The 23,110-nt window shown below is 43.3% G+C and carries 24 protein-coding genes and 1 pseudogene; 5 read left to right on the forward strand and 20 right to left on the reverse strand.

Translation table 11 applies throughout. The features are described 5' to 3' along the window. Positions 1-125 precede the first annotated feature (125 nt). The 3 genes from CHH48_RS12695 to CHH48_RS12705 are packed head-to-tail and all read right to left on the reverse strand — an operon-like array spanning position 126 to position 3,109. Positions 126-1,013, reverse strand: a complete 888-nt coding sequence (locus CHH48_RS12695) for a glycine betaine ABC transporter substrate-binding protein (RefSeq protein WP_095219514.1) — start codon at positions 1,011-1,013, stop codon at positions 126-128. 55 nt (positions 1,014-1,068) lie between these two features. Then, complete coding sequence (locus CHH48_RS12700) at positions 1,069-1,920, reverse strand: ABC transporter permease (RefSeq protein ID WP_095219515.1); 852 nt, start codon at positions 1,918-1,920, stop codon at positions 1,069-1,071. Continuing rightward, positions 1,913-3,109 carry a quaternary amine ABC transporter ATP-binding protein gene (locus CHH48_RS12705; protein ID WP_095219516.1) on the reverse strand — a complete coding sequence of 399 codons (1,197 nt, stop codon included), beginning with the start codon at positions 3,107-3,109 and terminating at the stop codon, positions 1,913-1,915. The genes CHH48_RS12700 and CHH48_RS12705 overlap by 8 nt, the downstream gene beginning before the upstream one ends. Positions 3,110-3,417: 308 nt before the next feature. Here CHH48_RS12705 and CHH48_RS12710 point away from each other — a divergent pair, with 308 nt between their 5' ends. After that, positions 3,418-3,891 carry a GbsR/MarR family transcriptional regulator gene (locus CHH48_RS12710; RefSeq protein ID WP_141230072.1) on the forward strand — a complete coding sequence of 158 codons (474 nt, stop codon included), beginning with the start codon at positions 3,418-3,420 and terminating at the stop codon, positions 3,889-3,891. On the opposite strand, the gene CHH48_RS12715 is transcribed toward CHH48_RS12710, so the two are convergent. Beyond that, positions 3,888-4,235 (reverse strand): DUF1878 family protein, encoded by a 348-nt coding sequence (locus CHH48_RS12715; protein WP_038565632.1) that lies wholly within the window; start codon positions 4,233-4,235, stop codon positions 3,888-3,890. The genes CHH48_RS12710 and CHH48_RS12715 overlap by 4 nt on opposite strands. Before the next feature lie 174 nt (positions 4,236-4,409). Here CHH48_RS12715 and CHH48_RS12720 point away from each other — a divergent pair, with 174 nt between their 5' ends. Both CHH48_RS12720 and CHH48_RS19940 read left to right on the forward strand, forming a co-directional pair. Continuing rightward, positions 4,410-4,946 carry a DUF3267 domain-containing protein gene (locus CHH48_RS12720; protein ID WP_095219518.1) on the forward strand — a complete coding sequence of 179 codons (537 nt, stop codon included), beginning with the start codon at positions 4,410-4,412 and terminating at the stop codon, positions 4,944-4,946. Between the two features lie 314 nt (positions 4,947-5,260). Beyond that, a pseudogene (locus tag CHH48_RS19940) lies at positions 5,261-5,770 on the forward strand (peptidylprolyl isomerase); the annotation flags it as partial. Positions 5,771-6,022: 252 nt separating this feature from the next. Here the strand turns inward: CHH48_RS19940 and CHH48_RS19945 are convergent. The 8 genes from CHH48_RS19945 to CHH48_RS12765 all read right to left on the reverse strand — a co-directional run bounded on the left by CHH48_RS19945 (position 6,023) and on the right by CHH48_RS12765 (position 14,934). Continuing rightward, a complete protein-coding gene (locus CHH48_RS19945; protein ID WP_095219520.1) occupies positions 6,023-6,202 on the reverse strand; it encodes a sporulation YhaL family protein in 180 nt (59 codons plus the stop codon). A gap of 64 nt (positions 6,203-6,266) precedes the next feature. Beyond that, complete coding sequence (locus CHH48_RS12735) at positions 6,267-7,532, reverse strand: MDR family MFS transporter (protein ID WP_095219521.1); 1,266 nt, start codon at positions 7,530-7,532, stop codon at positions 6,267-6,269. A gap of 38 nt (positions 7,533-7,570) precedes the next feature. Beyond that, a complete protein-coding gene (gene yhaM, locus CHH48_RS12740) occupies positions 7,571-8,518 on the reverse strand; it encodes a 3'-5' exoribonuclease YhaM (RefSeq protein ID WP_095219522.1) in 948 nt (315 codons plus the stop codon). Between the two features lie 66 nt (positions 8,519-8,584). Continuing rightward, the gene (locus tag CHH48_RS12745) at positions 8,585-9,133 is read right to left on the reverse strand and encodes a GbsR/MarR family transcriptional regulator (RefSeq protein ID WP_095219523.1); all 549 of its coding nucleotides are present in this window, start codon (positions 9,131-9,133) and stop codon (positions 8,585-8,587) included. A gap of 84 nt (positions 9,134-9,217) precedes the next feature. Beyond that, entirely contained in the window at positions 9,218-12,043 is a 2,826-nt protein-coding gene (locus CHH48_RS12750) for an AAA family ATPase (RefSeq protein ID WP_095219524.1), read from the reverse strand. Then, complete coding sequence (locus CHH48_RS12755; RefSeq protein WP_095219525.1) at positions 12,040-13,269, reverse strand: metallophosphoesterase family protein; 1,230 nt, start codon at positions 13,267-13,269, stop codon at positions 12,040-12,042. Before CHH48_RS12755 ends, CHH48_RS12750 begins: the two co-directional genes overlap by 4 nt. A gap of 114 nt (positions 13,270-13,383) precedes the next feature. Beyond that, positions 13,384-13,734 (reverse strand): YlbF family regulator, encoded by a 351-nt coding sequence (locus CHH48_RS12760; RefSeq protein WP_095219526.1) that lies wholly within the window; start codon positions 13,732-13,734, stop codon positions 13,384-13,386. 72 nt (positions 13,735-13,806) lie between these two features. After that, entirely contained in the window at positions 13,807-14,934 is a 1,128-nt protein-coding gene (locus CHH48_RS12765) for a DUF445 domain-containing protein (RefSeq protein WP_095219527.1), read from the reverse strand. 88 nt (positions 14,935-15,022) lie between these two features. Here CHH48_RS12765 and CHH48_RS12770 point away from each other — a divergent pair, with 88 nt between their 5' ends. Then, positions 15,023-15,904, forward strand: coding sequence for a PucR family transcriptional regulator (locus CHH48_RS12770; RefSeq protein ID WP_095219528.1), 882 nt, complete (start codon positions 15,023-15,025; stop codon positions 15,902-15,904). Positions 15,905-15,949: 45 nt separating this feature from the next. Here CHH48_RS12770 and CHH48_RS12775 read toward each other — a convergent pair whose 3' ends face one another. From CHH48_RS12775 to CHH48_RS12800, 6 genes are all read right to left on the reverse strand, one after another. Continuing rightward, a complete protein-coding gene (locus tag CHH48_RS12775) occupies positions 15,950-16,144 on the reverse strand; it encodes an alpha/beta-type small acid-soluble spore protein (RefSeq protein WP_095219529.1) in 195 nt (64 codons plus the stop codon). Between the two features lie 87 nt (positions 16,145-16,231). Further along, a complete protein-coding gene (fumC, locus tag CHH48_RS12780; protein ID WP_095219530.1) occupies positions 16,232-17,617 on the reverse strand; it encodes a class II fumarate hydratase in 1,386 nt (461 codons plus the stop codon). A 315-nt stretch (positions 17,618-17,932) separates the two neighbouring features. Next, positions 17,933-18,772, reverse strand: coding sequence for a M15 family metallopeptidase (locus CHH48_RS12785; RefSeq protein WP_095219531.1), 840 nt, complete (start codon positions 18,770-18,772; stop codon positions 17,933-17,935). 121 nt (positions 18,773-18,893) lie between these two features. Next, positions 18,894-19,133 (reverse strand): IDEAL domain-containing protein, encoded by a 240-nt coding sequence (locus tag CHH48_RS12790; protein ID WP_095219532.1) that lies wholly within the window; start codon positions 19,131-19,133, stop codon positions 18,894-18,896. Positions 19,134-19,215: 82 nt separating this feature from the next. Next, the gene (locus tag CHH48_RS12795) at positions 19,216-20,475 is read right to left on the reverse strand and encodes an MFS transporter (RefSeq protein ID WP_095219533.1); all 1,260 of its coding nucleotides are present in this window, start codon (positions 20,473-20,475) and stop codon (positions 19,216-19,218) included. 89 nt (positions 20,476-20,564) lie between these two features. Then, complete coding sequence (locus tag CHH48_RS12800) at positions 20,565-20,864, reverse strand: hypothetical protein (RefSeq protein ID WP_141230073.1); 300 nt, start codon at positions 20,862-20,864, stop codon at positions 20,565-20,567. A 43-nt stretch (positions 20,865-20,907) separates the two neighbouring features. Between CHH48_RS12800 and CHH48_RS12805 the strand changes: the two genes are divergently transcribed. After that, positions 20,908-21,768, forward strand: coding sequence for a cation diffusion facilitator family transporter (locus CHH48_RS12805; RefSeq protein WP_095219535.1), 861 nt, complete (start codon positions 20,908-20,910; stop codon positions 21,766-21,768). A gap of 36 nt (positions 21,769-21,804) precedes the next feature. Here CHH48_RS12805 and map read toward each other — a convergent pair whose 3' ends face one another. Both map and psiE read right to left on the reverse strand, forming a co-directional pair. Then, positions 21,805-22,560, reverse strand: a complete 756-nt coding sequence (gene map, locus CHH48_RS12810; protein ID WP_095219536.1) for a type I methionyl aminopeptidase — start codon at positions 22,558-22,560, stop codon at positions 21,805-21,807. A gap of 97 nt (positions 22,561-22,657) precedes the next feature. Next, positions 22,658-23,080 (reverse strand): phosphate-starvation-inducible protein PsiE, encoded by a 423-nt coding sequence (psiE, locus tag CHH48_RS12815; RefSeq protein ID WP_095219537.1) that lies wholly within the window; start codon positions 23,078-23,080, stop codon positions 22,658-22,660. Positions 23,081-23,110: the final 30 nt, after the last annotated feature.

Consider the following 23,110-nt stretch of genomic DNA (forward strand, 5'->3'; position numbering starts at 1 on the left):
ATACTCGCTCTCCAGTTCCCCTTCGGTAGGGCAGTAACATCGAGACGGATTGCGAGAATTTTGATGCGCTGCAGTATTATTAGAAAAACCTCTTCCCAAGGGAAGAGGCTTCTCCTATAATTCGGTTATTTTGCTTCAAGATCCTCAATAGAATCCGCATCTACATAGCTAGGAACAACTAAACCAGTTTTCGCACCTTCCAAGTTAGGTCCTAGATCGACAACTTGATCTTTGTACTGCTCATACAAATCACCGTGTGTAGTCGGCAGCCAAGCTGCTACCATGGCATCAGCTTCACTATTCGCTACAGACTGCCACATAACTGCGTTATCAAGAGGAGTGATTTTCGCATTGTATCCTAGATCATCAAGTACAACTTTCATGACATTCGTAGAAGCAACTTCAGAATCCCACTCTACATACGTAAGGCTGACTTCCTGACCATTACCTTCCTCTGCTCCTTCAGTCCACTCAGCTACTTGATCCGCATGACCGTCCACCCAATTGCGTGCTGCTTCAGCAGGGTCTGTACCGTCACTTACTTCCAGCATAACTTCTCCCATATCGTCTGTAGACCAATTAAATTGATCAAGCACTGTGTTAGCACCCGGTACTTCATCAGCAAATCCTTGGCGAGTCATAGTGTTGATGGTTTCTTCACTTCCGAATGAACCCTTCGGATCTTCCAGATACTTCAGATCATATTTACTGAACATCCAATGCGGTGTCCAGCCTGTGATGATGATTGGCTCTTCATCCTTGATTGCATCACCAAGGGCAGTTGCCATTGCACCGCTGGAAGATGGCTGCAATGTCCAGCCATTCAGCTGATCATAATCTTCGATTGCTTTTTCTGTCGCACTCATGACACCCGCACCAGCTTCGATACCAGTAATTGTGTAATCCACTTGTTCGCTGAAGCTGTCTGAGCTAGAGCTGTCATTACCGCACCCTGCTGCTACTAATGTCAATGCTAGTCCGGCTGCTGCACCTAATGTTTTCCACTTTTTCATGTAATTGAACTCCCCTTTTACTAATTTATTGGAAGCCTATTTCAGGCTACATCGCTCATTTTCTATCTTTATAAATATTTTGTGTAAAACGGTCAATAATGATTGCAAGTACAACGATACTCAGACCGGCTACGAAACCTGGACCAACTTGCGCTCGCTGCAAGGAAGATAATACTTCTCGGCCTAGACCTGGTGCACCGATCATGGATGCGATTACGACCATGGAAAGTGCCAGCATGACTGTTTGGTTGATACCAGCCATAATTGTATACTTAGCCATCGGTAATTCCACTTTAAATAGCTTTTGCGGTCCAGTTGAACCGAAGGCATCAGCCGCTTCTACCAGTTCCTCGGAAACTTGACGGATACCAAGATTCGTGAAACGTACAGTTGGCGGTGTTGCAAAGATCAAGGAAGCAAAGATACCTGGTACAACCCCGATGCTGAAGAATGCTACTGCCGGAATTAAGTAAACGAAGGCAGGCATCGTCTGCATGAAGTCTAGAATCGGTGTAATGATTGTTTGTGCAATTTTGCTTTTGGACATTAGGATACCAATCGGAATACCGATGATGATACACAAAATACTGGATGTCAGTACAAGTGTGAACGTATCAATCAACTGATCCCATAATCCTTGGTTCCAAATGAACAGCAAGCCGACAATACTGAATACTGCTAATCCAAATTTCTTTCCTGTCATGAAAAAGGCTAATATTGCAACTAGCAAAATAAAAATGACAGGAGGAATAGCATCAAGGCCTGATGTAATCATATCCATTAAATCGCCAAGTCCGTCCTTAATTGGATCGAACAAGAAAGCGAATGTATCTGTAAGCCATTCGACAAAATTAGCTGTCCAATCTGCTACAGGCAAAGCCTCTACGTTTTCCATGAAATTAAGCATTCTCGTTCACCTCACCCTCACCAGCCAGCGCACCGATAACTGCACCTCTGACAATAATTCCTAACAGTTTTCCGTTTTCCGTAACTGCTAATGGAACCGGAGAATCATGGATGACTGCGAACAAATCATGCAGCTGTGTATCCTTCTCTACTGTCGGCACATCACGCTGGATGATTTCCGATAGGTTTTTCACTTCATTCTTTCTGGCTTCGTTCGCTGCATCAGCAGTAATAATGCCTTGCAGGACGCGTTTGCTATCTACGACAAAGATACTTGATAGACCAGCTTCCCTCATCCGTTCCAATGCAACACGCGGACCATGTTTATCTATGTTGACAGTTTCCGGACGTTTCATTATCTGATGTGCAGTAAGTACTTTTGCACGATCGACATCTTCTACGAATTTCTCGACATAGCTGTTAGCTGGATTCATGAGAATTTCCTCAGGTGTACCGATCTGAACGATGTTTCCGTCTTTCATCAATGCTATGCGGTCACCGATACGGAGCGCTTCATCCAAATCATGTGTGATGAACAAAATTGTCTTTTTCATCGATTCCTGCAGATCCAATAATTCATCCTGCATATCTTTGCGGATAAGCGGATCGAGAGCTGAAAATGCTTCATCCATGAGCATGACTTCCGGATCGTTTGCTAGCGCTCGTGCCAGCCCGACCCGCTGCTGCATACCACCGGACAATTGACCTGGATACTGATCCAGATAGCTTCCAAGGCCGACAAGCTCCAGGGATTCCTTCGCTTTCTTGGCTCTTTCTTCTTTACTCATTCCTTGCACTTCGAGTCCATATTCAGCATTCTGCATTATCGTTCTGTTCGGGAATAATCCGAATCGCTGGAATACCATACTCAGCTTTTGTCGACGTACACGGCGAAGTTCCTTCTTATCCATCTTCGCTAAGTTTTCTCCGTCAATGTAAACATCGCCTGTTGTTGGTTCGATCAGTCGGTTAATCAGACGAACCAGTGTGGATTTACCACTACCCGAGAGACCCATGATAACGAAGATCTCACCTGCTTCTACTTCAAATGATGCACGATTGACACCAACTGTGCTTCCTGTTTCTTTTAGTATCTCCTCTTTTGTCTTACCAGCTTCTGCTAATTGCAGCGCAGCCTTCGTGTTTTTTCCAAACACCTTAGAGAGATTTTCTACTTTAATAATCGGCACAGTATTCACCTCTTTTTCACTAGTCTTCTGTAACCTGTCTGTAATAATCAGGAACATTTTCCTATCACGTTGTTTCGACCCTATTAATACTAAACATAAAATACAAACAAATCAAACGACATGAATCGTTATATCTGAACGTTTAGTACGTACAGAATATACTGTACGTACTAAACGTTTCTTTTACTTCTATTTCCTCCGAAATACTTCCGAATGCTATGTGAAGGAGGATTTTCGTTCCATAAATGAATCATGTAAGCTTTATATAACGTTTATTTAATAGAAGCAAAAGGGGCGGACTAGAACAAGTGAATGACAGGACCTCAATATACGAAACACTGGTGTCAGAATTGACGAGGACAGGAGAGTTGTTCCGTCTTTCTGCAACGGAGGCTCGGCTGCTGGCCATATTATATGTAGAAAACCGTCCAATTACCCTGGAGCAGATGGGAGATTTAATTGGCAAAAGTAAAACCTCAGTCCATATAGCTATCCGGAATTTATCCCACCAGGAGCTTGTGGATCGCGTGTGGGTAAAAGGTGCGAGGAAGGATTTTTATACAAGTGTCAGTAATGTATACAAGAAATTGATGACATCACAAATCGAGCAATGGAGAGCACAAACTAACCGGCAGGTCGAAATCATGCAATATATGGAAAAATCTATTTCAGACAATGATCCTGAATTCTTATCCATGCAGAAACAAGTCTCCAGCAGCCTGCAGTTCCATAAACAGGCAGCAGCAATAATTAAAAAAATAACCGCTATCAGCTCATGCTAATAGCGGTTTTTCATATCCAGTAAAATCAGTTCATCCACCAGACCTTTATATGTATCGTCCTGTTTTTCTTCACGAAGTGCCAGCAATACATCCCAATAATACAGCTTCTCGGGCATCATACCAACGAATTCCAGCAGCAGCGACGTGTAATCAAGCAATCCTTCTTCCTTCTGCTCCTTGTATAAGCGGTTAAGCCGCTGAAGCATTTTCAGGACAGCAGCATACTCCTCCTCATTTATATTCCGTTCAATGAGGAGCTTACGGAAAGGATATTTATCCAACACTCCAGTCTCTGCAATCAAATGCAGATGAAAAGACAGCGTACTCTTTTTTTCTTCCTCCATAAAAACGCTTCCTTTGCCTTTCAAACTGACCGTTTCATACAAACGGATCTTGTTCTTATATTTTAAAGTAAAATTTCCAGGAAAGCTATTGATTTTCCCGTTCAAACGTACTATTATCTCTTAAGTGAAGAAAGCTCACCCTATTTTTAAGTCAACAGAAGGGAGCCCCCGGACATGAATTGCTGGAGAAGTGTCGATGCGAAGAAAGATCTCGGTACCAATCGGATATGCCTTATTTCCTCGATGATCGGAATCCTGACTTTCATCATTCTTTATCCGATGCTGACGCTGATCCATCCAAAAATGAAAATTGAAGAAACAGGACTAATACTTGTATTAATTTCTCTATATATACTTCCATTCATCCATGGAATCACTCATTTGATTCCTTTTTGGATAACAGGGAAGCGCTGTGAATATAAACTGCACTGGCTCGGACAATTTATTCCATACCTGCATTTCAAGGTTAGAAATGAAACAAGCCGTTTTATACCGTTCATTTCATTAGTTATGCCAACTGTTTTGATTACTTTACCCTTGCTTGTAGCTGCGATTTTCATGGATACAATGCCCATTTATTATATCCTTCTCGTCAGCGTAAATGCAGGCATGACCTTCTCAGATGGCTTCTATCTTTCCAATTTATTGCAGGCACCGCGAAAATGTGTCATTGCAGGGACAGATAAAAGTTACGATATTTTGGTTAAATGACGCTCCGTCCTGGAGCGTTTTTACATATGGAAAAACTGTGGAATTGCCTCCACAGGTTGCCTTTTACCCTTGAATATGTGATATATTGTCTTATGGGGAAACGGCGGGCAAGCCGCCAATCAAATATAAGTGGATTAGGAGTGTTTGTTTTCATGAAGAAACTAGCTATCGCTGCAGTATTCGCGACAAGCGTTGTCGCACTATCAGCATGTGGTTCCGGTGAGACAGTGGTAGAATCAAAAGCTGGAGATATTTCTAAAGAAGATTACTATCAGGAATTAAGTGACAAATACGGTTCTCAAGTATTGCAGACAATGGTTCTGGAAAAGGCCCTTGACGATAAATATGATGTGGACAAGGAACAAATTGACGAACAGGTGGACAAATTGAAAGATCAGTATGGAGATACTTTCGAATCTGTTCTGCAGCAAGCCGGCTATGCAGATGAAGATGCTTTTCGTGAATCAGTGAATACAAGCCTTCTTCAGCAACAGGCGATTGCAGACGGCGTGGATGTTTCCGATGAAGAAATCCAAACTCGTTACGATCACATGAAAACAGATCTAAATGCAAGCCATATCCTAGTTGCCGATGAAGATACAGCGAAAGAAGTTAAAAAGAAGCTGGATGACGGAGAAGATTGGGACAAGCTTGTAGAAGAATATTCCACAGATACTGGTACAGTGGAAGCTAAAGGCTCTCTAGATTGGTTCACTGCTGGTACAATGGACGCAGCATTTGAAGATGCAGCTTACAAGCTGAAAAAAGGTGAAATCAGTGATCCAGTAGAATCCAGCTTTGGCTGGCACATCATCCGTTTGGATGACACTCGTGATACTGAACAGGAAGTTGGTTCCCTTGAGGACGAACGTGATCAAATCAAGACAGAACTAGCTATCCAGAAAGTAGATTCAACTGAGCAGCAAGAGAAAATCAACAAAATACTAAAAGATGCAGACTTTGATATCAAAATCGATGAATACAAAGATTTAATCGATAATATGACATCACATCAACAACTTCCGGTTGATAAAAGAAAAAAGACCGAAACGAATTCGTTTCGGTCTTTTTTCTTATTACTTTTTATCTGCACGTCTCGCTTTTTCTTCCTCGATACGCTCCATATATACATTTCCTTCTCGCTCGATGAACTGCTTCTCTGTTTGATAATCATGCCGCTGCGTCCGGAATGCCATGAAGCCGCTGCCGATCATGCAGAGGAAAATAAGCATGACCCACAATGGTATCTCCGGCATTGTAATACCCCCTTGTCCTTGTTGTGTAATATCTATGCTAGTGGACAAGAATTCATGACGGATATTATGATGCTGCTCGCTGTTCTTTATGATAGCGTTTAAACATCATGTTATAGACGAAGGCACTCACAAGAGCTAACAAAGCCAAGATAGTAAATGTGAGCTGATAGCTCATATAGCTTACGAGCACTAGGCTGAGCGGTGCAAGCACCTTCCCCAGCGTGAAACGCAGACTAGCTGCTGAAAAATATTGCCCGCGGCTTTCTTCTGAAGCCAATGTCGCGACAAAGCTTTCCTGTAAGCCGACTACCATAAGCTCTCCGATTGTGAAAAGAATAATTGCAACTACAAATATCCAGAAGCTTTCTGTCAACCCGTAGAGCCATATACCCGCAGCATAGGCAATGCTGGAAGCAACGAACACACGGGCAATCCGGAATTTGGTGACAAACTTTGTTGTGAATACCGTAAATATAGCTACTAATAATCCATTTAAAGCCAGGATAAGTGAAAACGCTTGTTTTCCATCCACTTCAATACGGAAATCACCGAGTGCAAAAACGGTTTGGTTGGTAATAACTTCGCTCGTATAAACAGCTATCAGTATATCCAGCTGCATGAACGTTTGCGCTACCAGCACGCCTGCCACGATGAAAAGCAGGAAAGTACGATCTTTGGCAATGATGCGATATGTCTGAAGTTCTTTCCAGACAGCTTTGTACCATGCTGCATGATCTGCTTTTTCCTGTTTCTTCTCCGGCACTGTTTCCCGAATGAAGACTTGCATGATAACAAATAGTATAGCAGTAAGCAGGAAGCCAGCCAGCAGCATTTGAAAACGGAACGAATAAAATAAAACGGTTCCGATCAACGGCCCAACCACTACAGCTATATTAAGGCTTGTATAGAAGACAGCGAAAACAGAAGCCCGATCTTTCTCCTTAACCACATCAGCTACCATCGCATGTGATGCTGGCCAATACAATGCACTCCAAATACCTAGGAAGCTAAACGCAAGGAAAGTCAGGGCTGATGACGTCAGCCACGGTGAATTCGCGTATGCAAACACGAGGAAGGTGACGGATTGACCGGCAACCGCAATACTCATCATCCTTCTCCGACCAAAACGGTCTGCACAATACCCACCTACTAAACTTGCCAGTACGGATAGCACTTGGGATAACATAAGCAGCCATCCCGCTCTGTCCTTTCCAAAGGCGTCTTGGAAAAAGATCGTCATAAACGGGAAGTAGGCCCAGAACAGGAAATTCATCATCGCTTCCCCAAGCAATCGGATCTTCAGATTACGGTCCCAATCCTTCCATCTCATATAATTCCCTCTATTCTATTTTTCTCTGTCTATTTCTTTCATTCCTGCTCAAAAGTAGGCTTATAGAAGCTGCGGTTCTCCAAGGAAAAGACTCGCTCTGAAAAATCTCCAGGCGCTACTTTATCCATCACACGCTGCAGGGTATTCATCTTCGCATCAATCATGTCAATCATATGCAGGAGCTCTGCTTCACGTACGAGTGGCGGCTTCGGACTGCCCCATTCCCCTTTACCATGGTGGCTTAAAATCATATGCTGCAAAATCATTACTTCTTCAGCTTCGATTTGCAATTCTCTGGCGGCCTGTGCAATTTCATCTGACATGATGGAAATGTGACCGAGCAGTTTCCCTTCCACCGTGTAGGTAGGACTCGTAGCACCGGACAGCTCCCGTAATTTACCGATATCATGGAGAATGATTCCTGCATAAAGCAAGTCCTTATTGATCTCCGGATAAAGATTTTTTAATTCGCGAGCAATCCGCAGCATTGATACGACGTGGAACGCAAGCCCGGAAACAAACTCGTGGTGATTACGTACTGCTGCCGGGAAAACAAGTAGCTGCTCCTGATAATTGGATAGAAAATACCGCGTAATCCGTTGCAAATTCGGATTTTCCATCTCAAAAATGAATGATGTCAATTCTTCCAATAGCTGTTCCTTTGAAAGCGGCGCCCGCTTAACAAAGTCATGCGCATGTACCCCATCATTTGGTTCTGCCACCCGAATAGCTTGTATTTTAAGCTGCAGCCGGCCGCGGAATGCGTTCACCTCACCTTGGACTTTAATTACTTGATCGGCATGATATCGCTGTTCATCTGCAGGTGATGCATCCCATAGCTTCGCCTCGATATCTCCAGTATCATCACCTAATATCAATGTCATAAAAGCTTTTCCATTACTTGCAATAGCTTTGTCTGCTTGTTTGATCAACAGAAAGCTATCAAATTTATCTCCTACCTGGAAATACCCAATTCCTTTTTTCAACGCTATTCTCCTCCCTCATAAATACAGCCCTTACTATGCTAGCAAGGGCATCATGCTCCAAGCCCTTTATCTTTTTGGCGGCTTTGGAACGTATTTGAATATTTCTCCTGATTCGACCACATGGATGAACTGCAGGAGCCACGTATAATAATCGCGAGCGTACTGAAGCCGGTCAATGTCTTTGTCAATTCTTTCAATCAACTCCGAATCGTTGACATCTTCCTTCAGCTGCTTAAGCTCCTCAATCGTCTCATCAGCTTCCTCTAAATTCGATTGGGTGCTTTTCTCCCACTTATTCCCGAAGATTGATGTAAACGATTTGTACCAATCTTCCTCCGATTTATATAGATCCTTCCGCATACCTTTCTTGTATGCAGTTTCTACCATTTTCATATCGGCTAATGCTCTGACACCTGTGGACATACTCGTTTTACTCATTTCCAAAGCATCTCTCATATCATCCAATGTCATTGGTTGATCCGCAAAATAAAGCGCACCATATAGTCGGCCAACAGATGAGGTAATACCATATAAATTCATATTCTTGGCAATAACCTGTATGAATTTTTCTATAGATTCCTCGTATTTAGCCCAATTTTCTTCGTTACTCGGCACTGCCCGACCCTCCAGCTTACAATAATCCAATTTTTATCTTATCCAGTTTACCATTATTGTTACCTTTTTGCGAATGCTAAAACGCTACCATGAACTAGTTTTCTGCGTTTTTTCAAGCTGAAGCAATTTAGACTGGCGAGTCCATTCAGGTGTCGGTTCTTCCCAGGTGAACAAAATGATCTGTTGCACGTCTGCAGCTGTCCGCAGTATTGGAAGAAAGCGTTCCCTTCTTTCAAAGTCTGTATGGCTGAATGCATCGTCAATCAATAACGGAAAGCTCTGCTGTACCCCAAGATGTCGGGAGAGTGCCAGCCGCAGACAAAGATAAAGCTGTTCAATCGTACCCCTGGAGAGCTGCTCTACAGCAATATTTCTGCTGTACAGATCTTTTACAACCAAGCTTCCTGCCTCTGTCAGCGCCAGCCCGCTATACTGATCTGCCACCTTTGAAAATAAACTGCTCGCTTCACTTAGGACTCTTGGGAATCTTTCTTCCTGAAACGTTCTTTTTGTTTGCAAGAGCATATCATAAGCAAGTTTCCGTACAGCCCACTTCCGTCCAGCTGCAGTTAGCATTTGCTTCTGCCGCTGCAGCTCATGATAAGCCGCCGAAGCTGTTGTATCCGACTCAAGATCAGCCAGCTTGACTTGCAGTGTGGCGGCACGCTGCCGACAATTATCCAGCTCTTCTTCCACAAACTTTTGTTCCGTTTCTAGACTGGCAATCACTTGCTCCACTTTATCCTGTTTGTACTCCATTTCTTCTGCTGAAAACTCCCCGCTTGGCAAAATGGCTCGTAACTGCAATCGATAGTGCTCTAATTCTTCCATAAGCTGCGTTCTTATCCGATATTGCTCAGCTAAATACAGGAACTGTTTGTCATCTTTGGCTCCAGCACTTTCAAACAGACTTGCCTTTTGCTCCTGCAAAGGCTTGAGCTGCTTATCCAACCCTTGTATGTGCTGCTGAATCTCCTGTTGTCGATCAAGCATCTGCTCCTTCGCATGCCTTAGCTTTTGCTGAGTCTCGATGACATATTCTGCTTGTTCAATTGTTTTCTCTGGTGGTAAATCCATCGGCAAATTCAATATGTCAAGCAGTCGATCAATAGTAATCCTATAGCGCAGCTGCTGTTCTTCATGCTCTTGATTTACCTTGTTCAGCATACCCGCCAGCTGCTCTTTTGCTTTCCACTCTAAGACGGCTTTCTCCCAATGCATGAGCGGTACATCTGTTAAGAAAGAAAACTTCTCAATCTGCATAGCTGTCTTCTGCTCAAGTTTCTCTCTCCTTATTTCCTGCTTAGAATGATCCTGCTGTAATTCCATAAGCTGTACTTCCAAAGGGTGACGCTGCTCCTCCAATTGACGCCAGCGGACTCGCAGTTCCTGCTGTTCTGCCAGTTTTTCGGAAGCATAGGAAGAACTCTCAAGCTGACTGTCAGGCTGATGTCCAAAGCGCCAATTCAATAGAGCACCAACCAGCAGAAAGATTCCACTTCCAGCTAAAAGCCAATTTGCAGTTAGAATACCGATACCACTTAATAACACCGCAAAAACTAGCAAGAGAACAATAGGAGAAATTACTCTTTTAGATAAATCTTTTTCTGCACGTTTTATGTCCTTCTTGTTGTGAAGTTCCCGATATTCCTTTTCTGAAATTAAACTCTGGTGAATTCTTTCCTGCAGATGATCAATTTTATCTATTTCCTGTCTCTTCGCAGCAATAGACTGTTGAATACGCTCACTCTCTGCATCCAAGATCATCATTTGTTCCTGAAGCGAACGCCATTCTCCGGCAGCTTCTGCGATATATGAGTCCCAAGTGAATTCCTCCGGATAAGGATAGCTTAGATGTACACTAGCTAGTTGATTTTGGAGTTTATAACGTTCCTCCACCAATAGCTGTGTACGTTTCACATCAGCTGTCCAATCTGTCCTAGCTGCCAGTTCATATAATTCTTTGTACAATTCATCCTTCAACAGCTGATCTTCTGCTGAAATCAAATCCTTATTGATCAAAACAGATTCCTTCCTGTGAACATGAAATTGAGCTTCCAAAGGCTGCAGCTGGTGCTCGATTTGCTGCAGCTGAGAAAATCCATCAGTAGGGAATGCCTCCACACTTGACAGTTGCTTTAGCCGTTCCTTTGTGTAAGCCGCTTTCTTTTGCCACGGAATAGCTTGCAATACTTGTTTCTGGACACTGATCTGTGCGCGCAGTTCTGCTTTCCTCTTCTGCAGCTCATCCGTTTTTTCTAGTATTTCCCGCAATTTTTCTTTGTCCGGAAGATAAGCCGCTTCCCTATCAGTCAGCTCCTGAACAAGGCGTTCCTGTTCAGAGAAGGTATGCAGCATTGTATTGATTTTCGGCTTTCTTCCCTGAGGTCGGAAAAGCTGCTGCAATTCCTGCTGAAGCTTTTTCTCCAGCTTATGGACGTCGGCTGATCCTGTCTGCCCCGCATCCAATAGAACTTTCCCCAAATGCTCCTTGTCTGTCAGTTGCAAGGAAACAAGTGCTTCCGTATCCAATGTAAAAACTTGGCGAAATACAGAAGCATCCATACCGTCAAACTGATCCTCCAGCCACTGCTGATCTTTTTGCTCAGAGCCTATATAGCAAATAGCTTGTCCATTATGCTGGTCCAGGATCCGTTCGACAACTACTTCTCCATCAGGAAAACGTAGGTTGAGTCGTCCACCTGGAGTACCGCCAGTCCTTGGTTTATATGATTCAAGTTCCCGTGAACGCATTCCGAATAAAATGTAAATAAGAAAGGCTTTTAAAGTAGATTTACCAGCCTCATTCTCTCCCTGGATGATAACAAATGAGCTGTGTTGGAAATCGAAAGTATAATCATGCCATTTACCGAAATCATAAATATGTCCGCCGCTAATTTGCACTGTCATTCTACCTCCAATAAAGTTTGGAGCAGCAGTTGTTTCGCTTCCTCCAGCATCTCCTGTAATTCTTCCTGAGAATAAGACTGCTTGATTTTACGGAATTGACGATTTCCCATAAGCTCCTCCAAACTATGTGTCATTTCATTCTCTGAATAGGTAGTTGTGTACAGCGCAGCAGTGAAATCATTACGCTCCAGAAGCAGCTCTTCCTTCATATCTATGGTTGCCTGAACAGAAAAACCAGCAAGTATTAGCTGGCTGCCAAGATTCTGTTGCTGCTCATTGATGATCTCAAGTAACTCCTCCAAACGTTCCTCTTGGCTCCATCGCATCAACAGATGTGCAGGACCATGGAAAATCACATGGAGCACAGCCTCTCCAAACGCATCCTCCCAATTAATACAGCTGTCCAGCACGGCCTGTTCCACTTCATATAACGCTGTTCCTTCTTTGACTTCCACGTCCACTGTTTCAAAACGGATATCCTGCAGGGGAAGAAACGTCATTGCACAGGATTGCCCCTCCAATTCCACCAAATAACAGCCTTTTTCTCCAGACTCTTTACGATGTCTGCCCTGGATATTTCCTGAGTAGACAATTGGCGGCTGCTCGGACAATACTTCACGCTTATGGATGTGCCCCAACGCCCAATAATCAAAACTAGCTTGTTTTAGCTCATCTACGCTGAAAGGAGCATAAACATCAGCAGCACTTCCTGTACCCAGACTGCCATGAAGCATGCCTATCTGGTAAATCCCATCTCCTTTAGATTGGTATTCCAGCGCCTTTCTTGATTTAATATGTCTCGTCGTATAACTAAAGCCATGGATTGCTGCTGCTGGCTCGCCATTCTTTTCATAGAAGAAGGTATCCACTTTTTCAGATTGAAAAATATGTACATTGTTCGTGTATTTCATCATTGGTTTTTTTCCAGTAAAATCGTGATTTCCGTACTGCATGTACACATCAATACTGTGTTTCTGCAGTTCTTTAAAGGCTTCACGCAAGGCAACGAGTGCTTTAAGAGATTGTCTGTTGGAATCGAAGATATCTCCTGCCAGTAAGACAAAATCCACTTTATTTGTAATTGCACACTGTACAAGCTGTTTCAAGGATTGAAATGTGCTGTCCTGCAAACGGCTTTTCATCGCAGGATACGCAGCAGTCAACCCTTCCATTTGGCTATCCAGATGAAGATCAGCAGCATGTATGAATGTTAGTTTAGGCAGCATAACATTTCCTTCCTATAGTCGTTTGCTTCTATAGTAGCATGCACGCTTTACGAATGCACGTTCGGTTTAAAAATAAAAGAAAACCCCTTTGCCAAATGGCAAAGAGGTTATTGCTTACTCCTCCGGCTGACCGTAAAGCTCTTCCAAAGGTTTTGTGATGATTCGGCTGATATCGTTGATTGCAATGTTCAGACGCTGTTCTTGTTCCATCAATTTCGCAATCTGTTCGTCCTGCTGAACGACTTGGACTACGCTTTGTGCCTTTTGAACTTCTTCTTCTGAAATTTCTTGTCCTTGCATTTGCTTTTGCTGCAATTCAAGCTGGATGTTACGGAAGTTTTCGAACATCTCTTTGGAAGACGGATCGTTCATTACCGTATCATAAGCGGCTTTCAAGCCTTTGAATTCTTCACTTTCACGGATTGCTTTTTCTAAGTCATACGCATGATCGTACATATTAGCCATGGGTACGTACCTCCTCATTTTTACTCAAGTTCCACTATAACAAACCGATAGAGCGCTGTATAGTTCGAGCTATCAGATAAAGAGTGCGATAATTCCTTGAACGATTCCAATGATACCTCCCAAAAGGAAGCCGAGATATGTAATCAGCTTGAATTCCTTGTTGGAGATAGCCAAGACTAGTTCTTCGACTCGTTCCAGAGGGAAGCCGGATACTTCTTTTTCAACCATTTTGGCCAGCTCCAGCTGTTCCATGATGACCGGAATCTGCTCAGAGAGACGTTGAAGGACTTGTCCCACCAGTGGAGTCAATTTCCTCTCAATTACATCGTCTTGTAGATCTTTCATATACACTTGGATCGGTGTGTCTAGCATCTCATCAAATGGTATCGACTTCCTAACTACTTGCTGGATCACCTCGTCTAGCGTATCTTGGCCGATTGATTCGGTCACTTGGCCTACTTTCTTGTTCATCAATTTATTCAGCTCATCTGCAAGCAGCTGATGCAGCCAGCGACGTGTGCCTTCTGCACCGACCGATTCTATAATAACAGGCTGAATTTTATCGACAGCACTGCTAGGATCCATAAAGGAGGACAGCATACTCCCAAGAAAACCTCTGCCTTGCAGAAAGCTTTGGACAAGATCCTGTATTTTCCGCCTTCCATCATAGCTATCCACATAAGTTACGAGCATCTGCTGAATATGTGAAGCGGCTTTATCAGCTGCAGCTTCTGTCCTTTGTTTTAATTCGTCTGGAAGCAAGCTGCCCAGTTCCTTCTCTGACTGTTTTTCCAGCTGTGTTTTTAATAATGACGCAGTCTTTGTATGAAGATCATCTGCCGCCACAGTGATATTCAAATCAGACAACAGCTGCCGAGGTGTTCGCTCCGAACGAAGAAATCGAAACAATTCGCGCTTCGCCCACGTATTGACCTTCATTTGAAAGTTATCATCAATCAATCTTGCTTGCATGCCCTTTGGGGTGAGTAAATGATCAACAACCGTTTTGCCGAGCGAACGTGCCAAGTCACTCCTGCGTTTAGGAATTAATCCAGGGGTAAATGGGAGCCGCCATTTACCTATATATATAGCACGATGGGGCTTAAACAGCATCTTTATTGCCAAGTGATTCGTGATACCGCCAATCAAGGCACCAATAAGCGCCATGGATAAAATCAACCAAATATCTCCACTATTCATGTTGTATCGACCTTTCTGTTTACTTGGGTTTTAGTATAATACAATTAACACCAATTACAAAGAAACAGATTGGATAGGAGAAGTGCGTATGCTGGAGGAACTGGAAAAACTATTTTCGGGTATCAAAACGGCAGCCAGCCTTAATGGACTCGATATGAAAACACATCATTGGTTTCGATTGGAGGATGGCGAGATTATCGGTTTGCCCGCCAATCAGCTAAACGAACGCGAGCTTGCCTTACTTCATCATATTGGTTCACCAATTACTATACCAACTGGAAGCAGTACAGATACAGCCTGGGATCAGCTGCTTCACGGTGAAAACATGACGACTGAATTAACTGAGAATCCATTATATGATTTCGGCTGCCGCTTCATCTTCTTTACCATAGAAGGGCATGTTAAACCAGAGGTGTTCAGGGAAGCAATGGATAGTTTGACCGATCATCCGCTTGCATGTCTGTGGTTCACGAAACAGACAGGCTTGCTGGTTGAAAGCCGTCATGCCGAATCTATCTTATATGAAGAAATTGTCGACATGCTTATGTATGATTTATCTGTCCCGCTCCGACTATTTGTAAGTCCTTGGCTGCATTCTGTAAAGGACGCATCAGAACAATATGAATGGCTACTTAAAGCGTACAGACAGGTTCCTTCCCATTCAGCCAAACATGTGCTGTATTTCCACGATGCTGTACCGCAGTTGCTCAGTATACTGCTACCGGAGACCGACCGAAAGTACATCACGCATCACATCCTTCAAGGGTTGAATAAGGATGAAGAACTGCTGCGTACAGTTCGTATGTATTTCTCTTGCAATCAAAATCTCACTCTTACAGCGAAAAAGCTGTACATACACCGCAATAGCTTGAATTATCGTTTGGAAAAACTAACAGAGAAAACTGGTCTCGACATTCGGAAATTCCAGGATGCTTTTGCGCTTTATTTGGCGCTTCATAACCTTCCATAAAGAAAGAGGCACCGAAACGGTGCCTCTCTTGCCATCGATATGAAATTAGAATTGACCTCCGCCAAGCTGAGACTGTGCAGAAGCTACAAGACGTTTTGTGATCTCTCCACCAACAGAACCGTTAGCACGGGAAGTTTCGTTACCGCCTAGAGAAACACCGAATTCTTGTGCGATTTCGTATTTCATTTGATCAATTGCTTGTTGTACGCCTGGTACTACCAAATCGTTTGTGTTCGCCATGTTTGTTCACCTCCTATGCCTATAGTTTGGGCAAGAAGGTGCTTTTTATCACGCTTAGTTATTGGAACTGCTGGTCAAACTTGGTAATCACTTCGGATAGGTCATTTCCTCAGGTTTAATATACGAATCGAATTGTTCTTCAGTCAGCAACCCGCTAGCAATTGCTGCTTCTTTTAGTGTTGTATTTTCAGCAAATGCTGTTTTAGCAATCTTAGCAGCATTTTCATAACCGATATGCGGATTTAAAGCTGTAACAAGCATTAAGGAATCCTGAAGATTCTTTGCAATCTTTTCTCGGTTCGGTTCAATCCCAACAGCACAGCGATCATTGAAGGACAGCATACTATCCGCCAAAAGCTGCGCAGATTGAATAAAGTTATAAGCAATAACCGGTTTAAAAACATTCAACTCGAAATTCCCTTGGCTTGCTGCAAATCCAATTGCAGCATCATTTCCCATTACTTGAACTGCTACCATAGTAACTGCTTCGCTCTGAGTAGGATTGACTTTACCAGGCATAATGGAGCTGCCAGGTTCGTTAGCTGGTATCTCAATTTCACCAATTCCACAGCGTGGTCCGCTTGCCAGCCAGCGCACATCATTGGCGATCTTCATCATATCTGCAGCAAGACCCTTCAGCGCACCATGAGCATATACGATCTCATCATGACTTGTCAGAGCATGAAACTTATTCACTGCTGAACTGAATTCTTTACCAGTAGCCTCGGATAGTTCCTGACAAACCTTCTCAGAGAAATCAGGATGAGCATTCAAGCCTGTTCCGACTGCTGTTCCGCCAATTGCCAACTCCTGGACAAAGGGGATGCTTGTCCTAATCATCTGTTCCGATTTTTCCAGCATACGATGCCAGCCACTAATTTCCTGGCCGAGCGTAAGTGGTGTTGCGTCCTGTAAATGAGTACGACCTATTTTCACGATATCATGATACGCATCGGATTTCTCCTTCAGCGTTGTTTTAAGCTGATTCAAAGCAGGCAATACCACATCTTCCAGCTGTGTAACAGCAGCTATATGTAGAGCTGTCGGGTAAGTGTCATTGGAGCTTTGAGACTTGTTGACATCATCATTCGGATGCAAACGCACTTCTTTCCCTTGTTCCTCAAGCCACTTGTTTCCGACAAAGGCGATAACTTCATTAACATTCATATTCGATTGTGTCCCACTGCCTGTCTGCCAGACAACTAGCGGAAAATGATCATCCAGCTCACCGCTTGTAATTCGATCTGCGGCATAGCCGATAGCTTCACTTTTATCTTTTTCCAGCAAACCTAAATCATGATTGGCTTTTGCAGCACTTTTCTTAAGCAAAGCGAAAGCGTATACAATTTCTTTCGGCATTCTTTCTGAACCAATCGGAAAATTCTCTCTGCTGCGCTGAGTTTGCGCTCCCCAAAACTTGTCTGCAGGTACCTGAATTTCCCCAATTGTATCTTTCTCTACACGAAATTCCATTTTACTTCCCCTCTCCAAAGTCTTCATTTGATAAGGCATCTTTATTGTAACAAATAATCTCCTCTTTTGCGGCTATCATCTTTGGAAGGTTGGCCATCTTTTCATTTTTGAAAAAATTTAATAATTTCGCTACCTTTCCTGTTTACAATATGTTAGAATCGAGTTGAGTTAATAATCAATCAATTTGGTTCGTGCAGCATCTATAAGCACATCTGAACAAGTAAGTCTTTGGCATACTAGTTATGCCGCTAAATCTGTATGTGACCTCCCATCACATAAATTGGAGCCACTGCCCATTAGGACAGTGGCTCTTTTTCAGCTCTTAAGATCAGACTCCATTTGGAAGTGTTCTTCCAACGTTGTATCTTCTTCATATATTTGCTTCGCCAAATCTTTTCCAACATAGCGGATGTGCCACGGCTCATAGCTGTATCCGGTAATGTCGGATTTTCCTTCCGGATATCGAATAATATAGCCATATTCATGTGCATGTTCCGCCAACCATTTTCCTTCATCTGTTTCGATGAACGTTTCCTCCAGCGCTAATGCCATCTCTGCAGATGTCAAATCAATAGCAAGCCCTGTTTGATGCTCACTCCGGCCAGGTCTGGACGATACTTTATCCGTTTCTTCCTGCCCTTGGGTCGCTACGTTATTCTCATAAATCTCTTTTTGTCTTGCTTCCGATCGGTACCCGCTTGCAGCTACCAGTTCCATCCCGTCCTTCTGGGAAGCGGCGAACAAATCTTCCAATGCTTCAGCTGCTTCTTTACGCATTTTCCGCTTCTCTAGATGCTCACTGAAGTAAAACGCTACGTCTGGCTCTACTAGGTCCTTCGGTTCCCAGCCATCCGGAAACTTTCTGGTTTTGTTTACAACAACTTCGATACTATCCGGATTATCAACCGTCACGGGTTTCTCGATTGAGCCTACCACATCTTCCGCTTCTTCCTGATGCTGATTAGGCTTTGTCTCAGCTGTCTGCTCCTCAGCAGCAGTATCTTCTTCTAGCGACTGTTCTGCCTGCTGGTTCTCCGTCTGCTTATCAGCAGTCTTATTTTCATTTGTGTCTTGATTCTGGCTTGTTTGCTGGTTTTGACATCCAGCTGCAACTAACACAGCGCTAAGCGCAGCAAACAGCATCAAACGCTTCATTTCTAAAATCTCCTCTTCGTTCATGTAGTTTTGAGGATATTATAGCATAGGTGCCAATTTTTTTCGCACGTAAAAAGACCTGCCTTGTCCCATGACAAAACAGATCCTGTAAAATTTTATGTTATTCGAAAGTATAGGGGCGGTAAGCTGCACTTAACTCCTTGAATCGTTCCGCGTCTTTTTGGTCAATACACTCATTGATTTGGGCTTCCAGTCTATTCTTGTTCCAGGTAAAATAAAATTCATCCAGCATAAGTCTTGTGGCCAGCTTCACTTCAAACGAAATCTCCCGTTTAGCAGTAACATAAGCACGCTTCCTCTTCGTTCTTTGCAGACGATAGACAACTTTATGCTTTTTCATGGAACGATTCCCCCTGGTTCCTTTTTTCCATTATGCTGGATTCACATTAACTTTGCAACAATTTTCTGATTTGTTCGTTAAATTAATGTAAATGCGGAATAGGGTGATGCTTTTGATCATCCGGATCTGGCGGTTTAACAAACTTCAATGTGAGTAAAGCTGCAATAAAGGCAGCACCTGCAAATGTAACAATCAGCCAGATAAAATCTACTTTTAATAAAATGGCAACTGCAGGCGGTCCAGCTGCAACGCCGACATAACGCATTGCACTTAATAATGATGTGATTGTCCCGCGGACATCCTTTTCCATATTGCTCGTAACCAACGAATCCAAGCAAGGAAGTCCCGCTCCGATTCCTACACCGGCAACAAGGAATACTGCCATCATGAAGAAAATTCCTTTTGAAAAATAGAGTGCGATAGTTACGACACCCGCAACAACTACTCCTGTAAAAATAATCCATTTCATCAGTTTACCGTTGTTTTTAATCCATTTACCCGTCAAATAAGATGCTAGGCACAAAGCTGCAAGCGGTATGGCTAAAACCGCTCCCTTCAGTATGCCGTGCATACCATACTTTTCTTCCAACACTGTACTCAAGTAGAATAGGATGCCGAAAAGAAGAAACATAAGAATGGCCCCGATCAGGAAGGTAGCTGTCAGCCAGCCGCCATGTTCATGGAAAGTTGCCTTCGTGTTCTTCATAAATGTCTTGAAATCATTACCCTTTTTATCGTCTTTAGGCTTTTTGATAAGGAATAGGACCAATAAGAAGGAAATCGCACAAAAAACAGGGATTGCGTAAAACGGCAAATACCAGAGAAACCCCGCAAGCAGCGCTCCGAGCACAGGACTTAACACTTTCCCGAAAGTATTGGCCGTTTCGACGAGACCAAGTGTGGCACTTACATCTTCCTCTTTTTCGAACATATCGCCAACAAGTGGGAGCACAACTGGTGCTGCACCTGCAACACCTATCCCTTGAAGAATCCTTCCAATTAGGATCCAAAGGTAAGGACTTTCACTACCGACTGAGAATATCCCGGCAATCAGTCCACCGGCTCCAGCAATGACCAGTGAGGGCAGAATTACTGCTTTTCGTCCAAATCGATCTGATAGAAAGCCAGCAATCGGAATGAATATGATGGCTACAATGGAATAGAATGTAATGATAAAACTTGATTGCAGTTTCGTTATATCCAATTCCTCTTCCATCAACGGAAGCACAGGCAGCAGCATGCTGTTCCCAAGTGTCATTATTAAGGGAATGGAAGCCAAAGCTATAATTGCCCCGCGCATTTCCTTTGGTGATTTACCTGATGATGTATTCTTTTCACCCATATGTCGTCTCCTGCCTTTCACATACTACTTTCATTTTTTGCAAAGCAGGAGGTTTTTATCCAATGAAAAAATCCCAGACTTATCTGGGATTAATTTGCCTGCTGCAGCAGGGCTGGAATATCTGCATAAGTCCAATAACAATTGCGCCAGCCTTGTTCTCGGGCCAGCTTCTCGAAGTTCTCTGCGTCGCTTCCGTAAAAACGGATGATCGCTCGTTCGGGCGTCTCTGCCTCGGGGCCGATCACGATATCCAGTTCCTTGTAAAACCGTACCCCTTCCAAGCTGCCTTCAATAATGATCTTTTCCTGGCTCATTTTTTTCAACCCCTTCGTATAATGATCAAACAGAAGAATATAATGTACTATCTTGTACCCATTCTGGACACGCACTAACCGTTCCTGCTCCAGAATTAGATCGGAGGAAACTTTACATATGGGCCAGTACGATAATCTGAAAGCTGGTGAGAAAGGAGCTTTGCTTAGCATCGCAGCTTATTTGCTGTTATCCTTTATCAAATTGCTTGTCGCCTACATTGGAGATTCAGATGCCTTGCTTGCCGACGGGCTGAACAATACAACGGATGTCGTAGCCTCTGTTGCCGTGCTGGTCGGACTGCGCATCTCCCGCAAACCTCCTGACCCCGACCATAGATATGGGCATTTCCGAGCGGAGACCATTGCATCACTTGTTGCTGCTTTTATTATGATCTCGGTTGGACTTCATGTCTTATTCGATACACTTGAGCGTTTAATGGAGCCAGATTATGTCCAGCCTGATATGCTGACAGGTTGGACTGCCTTAGGATCAGCTTTCGTTATGATGCTGGTATACCGTTACAACTATGCCCTGGCCAAACGAATTCAAAGCCCTGCCCTTATGGCTGCTGCACAAGATAATCGTTCTGACGGAATGGTCAGTATAGGTGCTTTCGTCGGAATCTTCGGGGCTCAGTTCGGCTATTATTGGCTTGATCCGCTGGCAGGATTCGTCGTTGGAATATTGATCTGTAAGACAGCATGGGATATTTTCTATGATGCAACGTATGCGCTTACCGATGGTTATGATGTGGACAGGTTATTGAAGATCCGTCACAGTATTCTCGAGGATAAAGATGTTCTGGAGGTAGTCGAAATCAAAGCAAGACTGCACGGCAATCAATCACTCGTTGATGTCATCATCCGGGTGGATGCATCCCTCAATGTGAAAGAAAGCCATGCCATCACGGAAAGATTGGAAAAGCTCCTCACCAAGAAGCATGACATCTTTCATACTTTTATCCATATTGAGCCATAGAAAAAAGCCTATACCAAGCGTGGTATAGGCTTCTCTTTATTCTTCGTCTTGATTTGTCAGGATGACTGGTCCATCTTTTGTGATAACGATTGTATGTTCATATTGAGCAGACAAAGAACCGTCCACCGTTCGAGCAGTCCAATTATTATCATCCATCTGGCTGCCCCATTCGCCGATATTAAGCATCGGTTCGATTGTTATGACCATACCTTCTTTCAAACGAGGTCCTTTATTCGGCAAACCGAAATGAGGAATATGCGGTTCTTCATGGATAGTTGGGCCAATTCCGTGTCCTGTGAAATCACGTACAACAGAATAGCCTTCTGCTTCTGCAAATTGTTGAATTGCATGGCCGATATCACCAATTCTGGCGCCAGGTTGTGCTTTTTCAATTCCTTTGTACAAAGATTCCTTCGTTACTTCCAGCAAACGCTGTGCTGCTCCACTGATTTCGCCGACACCATAAGTCCAAGCAGAATCAGCTAGACCTCCATTTAAGTTAACAACCATATCGATTGTTACAATATCTCCATTTTTCAAAGGCTCATTTCTTGGGAATCCGTGGCAGATTTCATCATTGAGAGAAGCACAAGTTGCAAATGCATAGCCATTGTAGCCCTTCTGCTCAGCTGTTGCGCCATGCTTGGCCAAGTAATCTTCCACGAATGAATCGATTTCCATTGTTGTGATTCCTGGCTTGATCATGTTACGGATTTCTTTATGAATATCGGCAAGCAACTGACCTGCTGCCCGCATCATTTCTATCTCACGCTCACTTTTGCGATTAATCATTTGTTTCTCTTCCTTTCTGACGGCAAAGCTTACTTTTCCACTATAGAGTGTATCATATTATGCCAAATCGTTTAAATCGTTACGCTGTTTACTTTATTCAATCCAACGGTTCATTGTCCTTTATATTAGAATGGTTGGCAATCAGCAAAGCAAATACAAGCAAGACTATCGCCAACGCATACAGAAGGATAGTGAGAGGATTTTCGTGGTCAATGATAATGAGCCGAATGATTGCTGTAATTCCTATGTAGATAAAATAGCGAAGGGGAAAATGATAGTCATGCGTAAAGTACTTGATGATTAAACTGATGAACTCGAAATAGAGAAAATAGACGATGATACCTTCCGCCAAATAAAAATAGCCTACCTCTTCATTACGGATAAGCAGTACATCAAAAATGAATACTGTTTTCTTTAACAGAAAGACCACAAGGATCATCGCAAGGATGGTCAAAGTGATATTTAATATCGTTTGCAGAAATCCAGCGATAAACGCCGTTTTCTTTTGCAGTTCCCGCATTTTTCTCCCTCCTATGCTTGTCTTAAATAT

Origin of the sequence: Terribacillus saccharophilus (assembly GCF_002272075.1) — a bacterium.
Lineage (GTDB): Bacteria > Bacillota > Bacilli > Bacillales > Amphibacillaceae > Terribacillus > Terribacillus saccharophilus_A.

Bases quoted from the DNA above. Each gene is read 5' to 3' on its own strand.
- CHH48_RS12695 (WP_095219514.1), bottom strand. From the start codon at position 1,013: ATGAAAAAGTGGAAAACATTAGGTGCAGCAGCCGGACTAGCATTGACA.
- CHH48_RS12700 (WP_095219515.1), bottom strand. From the start codon at position 1,920: ATGCTTAATTTCATGGAAAACGTAGAGGCTTTGCCTGTAGCAGATTGG.
- CHH48_RS12715 (WP_038565632.1), bottom strand. From the start codon at position 4,235: ATGGAGGAAGAAAAAAAGAGTACGCTGTCTTTTCATCTGCATTTGATT.
- CHH48_RS12720 (WP_095219518.1), top strand. From the start codon at position 4,410: ATGAATTGCTGGAGAAGTGTCGATGCGAAGAAAGATCTCGGTACCAAT.
- CHH48_RS19945 (WP_095219520.1), bottom strand. From the start codon at position 6,202: ATGCCGGAGATACCATTGTGGGTCATGCTTATTTTCCTCTGCATGATC.
- CHH48_RS12735 (WP_095219521.1), bottom strand. From the start codon at position 7,532: ATGAGATGGAAGGATTGGGACCGTAATCTGAAGATCCGATTGCTTGGG.
- CHH48_RS12750 (WP_095219524.1), bottom strand. From the start codon at position 12,043: ATGACAGTGCAAATTAGCGGCGGACATATTTATGATTTCGGTAAATGG.
- CHH48_RS12755 (WP_095219525.1), bottom strand. From the start codon at position 13,269: ATGCTGCCTAAACTAACATTCATACATGCTGCTGATCTTCATCTGGAT.
- CHH48_RS12760 (WP_095219526.1), bottom strand. From the start codon at position 13,734: ATGGCTAATATGTACGATCATGCGTATGACTTAGAAAAAGCAATCCGT.
- CHH48_RS12765 (WP_095219527.1), bottom strand. From the start codon at position 14,934: ATGAATAGTGGAGATATTTGGTTGATTTTATCCATGGCGCTTATTGGT.
- CHH48_RS12770 (WP_095219528.1), top strand. From the start codon at position 15,023: ATGCTGGAGGAACTGGAAAAACTATTTTCGGGTATCAAAACGGCAGCC.
- CHH48_RS12775 (WP_095219529.1), bottom strand. From the start codon at position 16,144: ATGGCGAACACAAACGATTTGGTAGTACCAGGCGTACAACAAGCAATT.
- fumC (WP_095219530.1), bottom strand. From the start codon at position 17,617: ATGGAATTTCGTGTAGAGAAAGATACAATTGGGGAAATTCAGGTACCT.
- CHH48_RS12785 (WP_095219531.1), bottom strand. From the start codon at position 18,772: ATGAAGCGTTTGATGCTGTTTGCTGCGCTTAGCGCTGTGTTAGTTGCA.
- CHH48_RS12790 (WP_095219532.1), bottom strand. From the start codon at position 19,133: ATGAAAAAGCATAAAGTTGTCTATCGTCTGCAAAGAACGAAGAGGAAG.
- CHH48_RS12795 (WP_095219533.1), bottom strand. From the start codon at position 20,475: ATGGGTGAAAAGAATACATCATCAGGTAAATCACCAAAGGAAATGCGC.
- CHH48_RS12805 (WP_095219535.1), top strand. From the start codon at position 20,908: ATGGGCCAGTACGATAATCTGAAAGCTGGTGAGAAAGGAGCTTTGCTT.
- map (WP_095219536.1), bottom strand. From the start codon at position 22,560: ATGATTAATCGCAAAAGTGAGCGTGAGATAGAAATGATGCGGGCAGCA.
- psiE (WP_095219537.1), bottom strand. From the start codon at position 23,080: ATGCGGGAACTGCAAAAGAAAACGGCGTTTATCGCTGGATTTCTGCAA.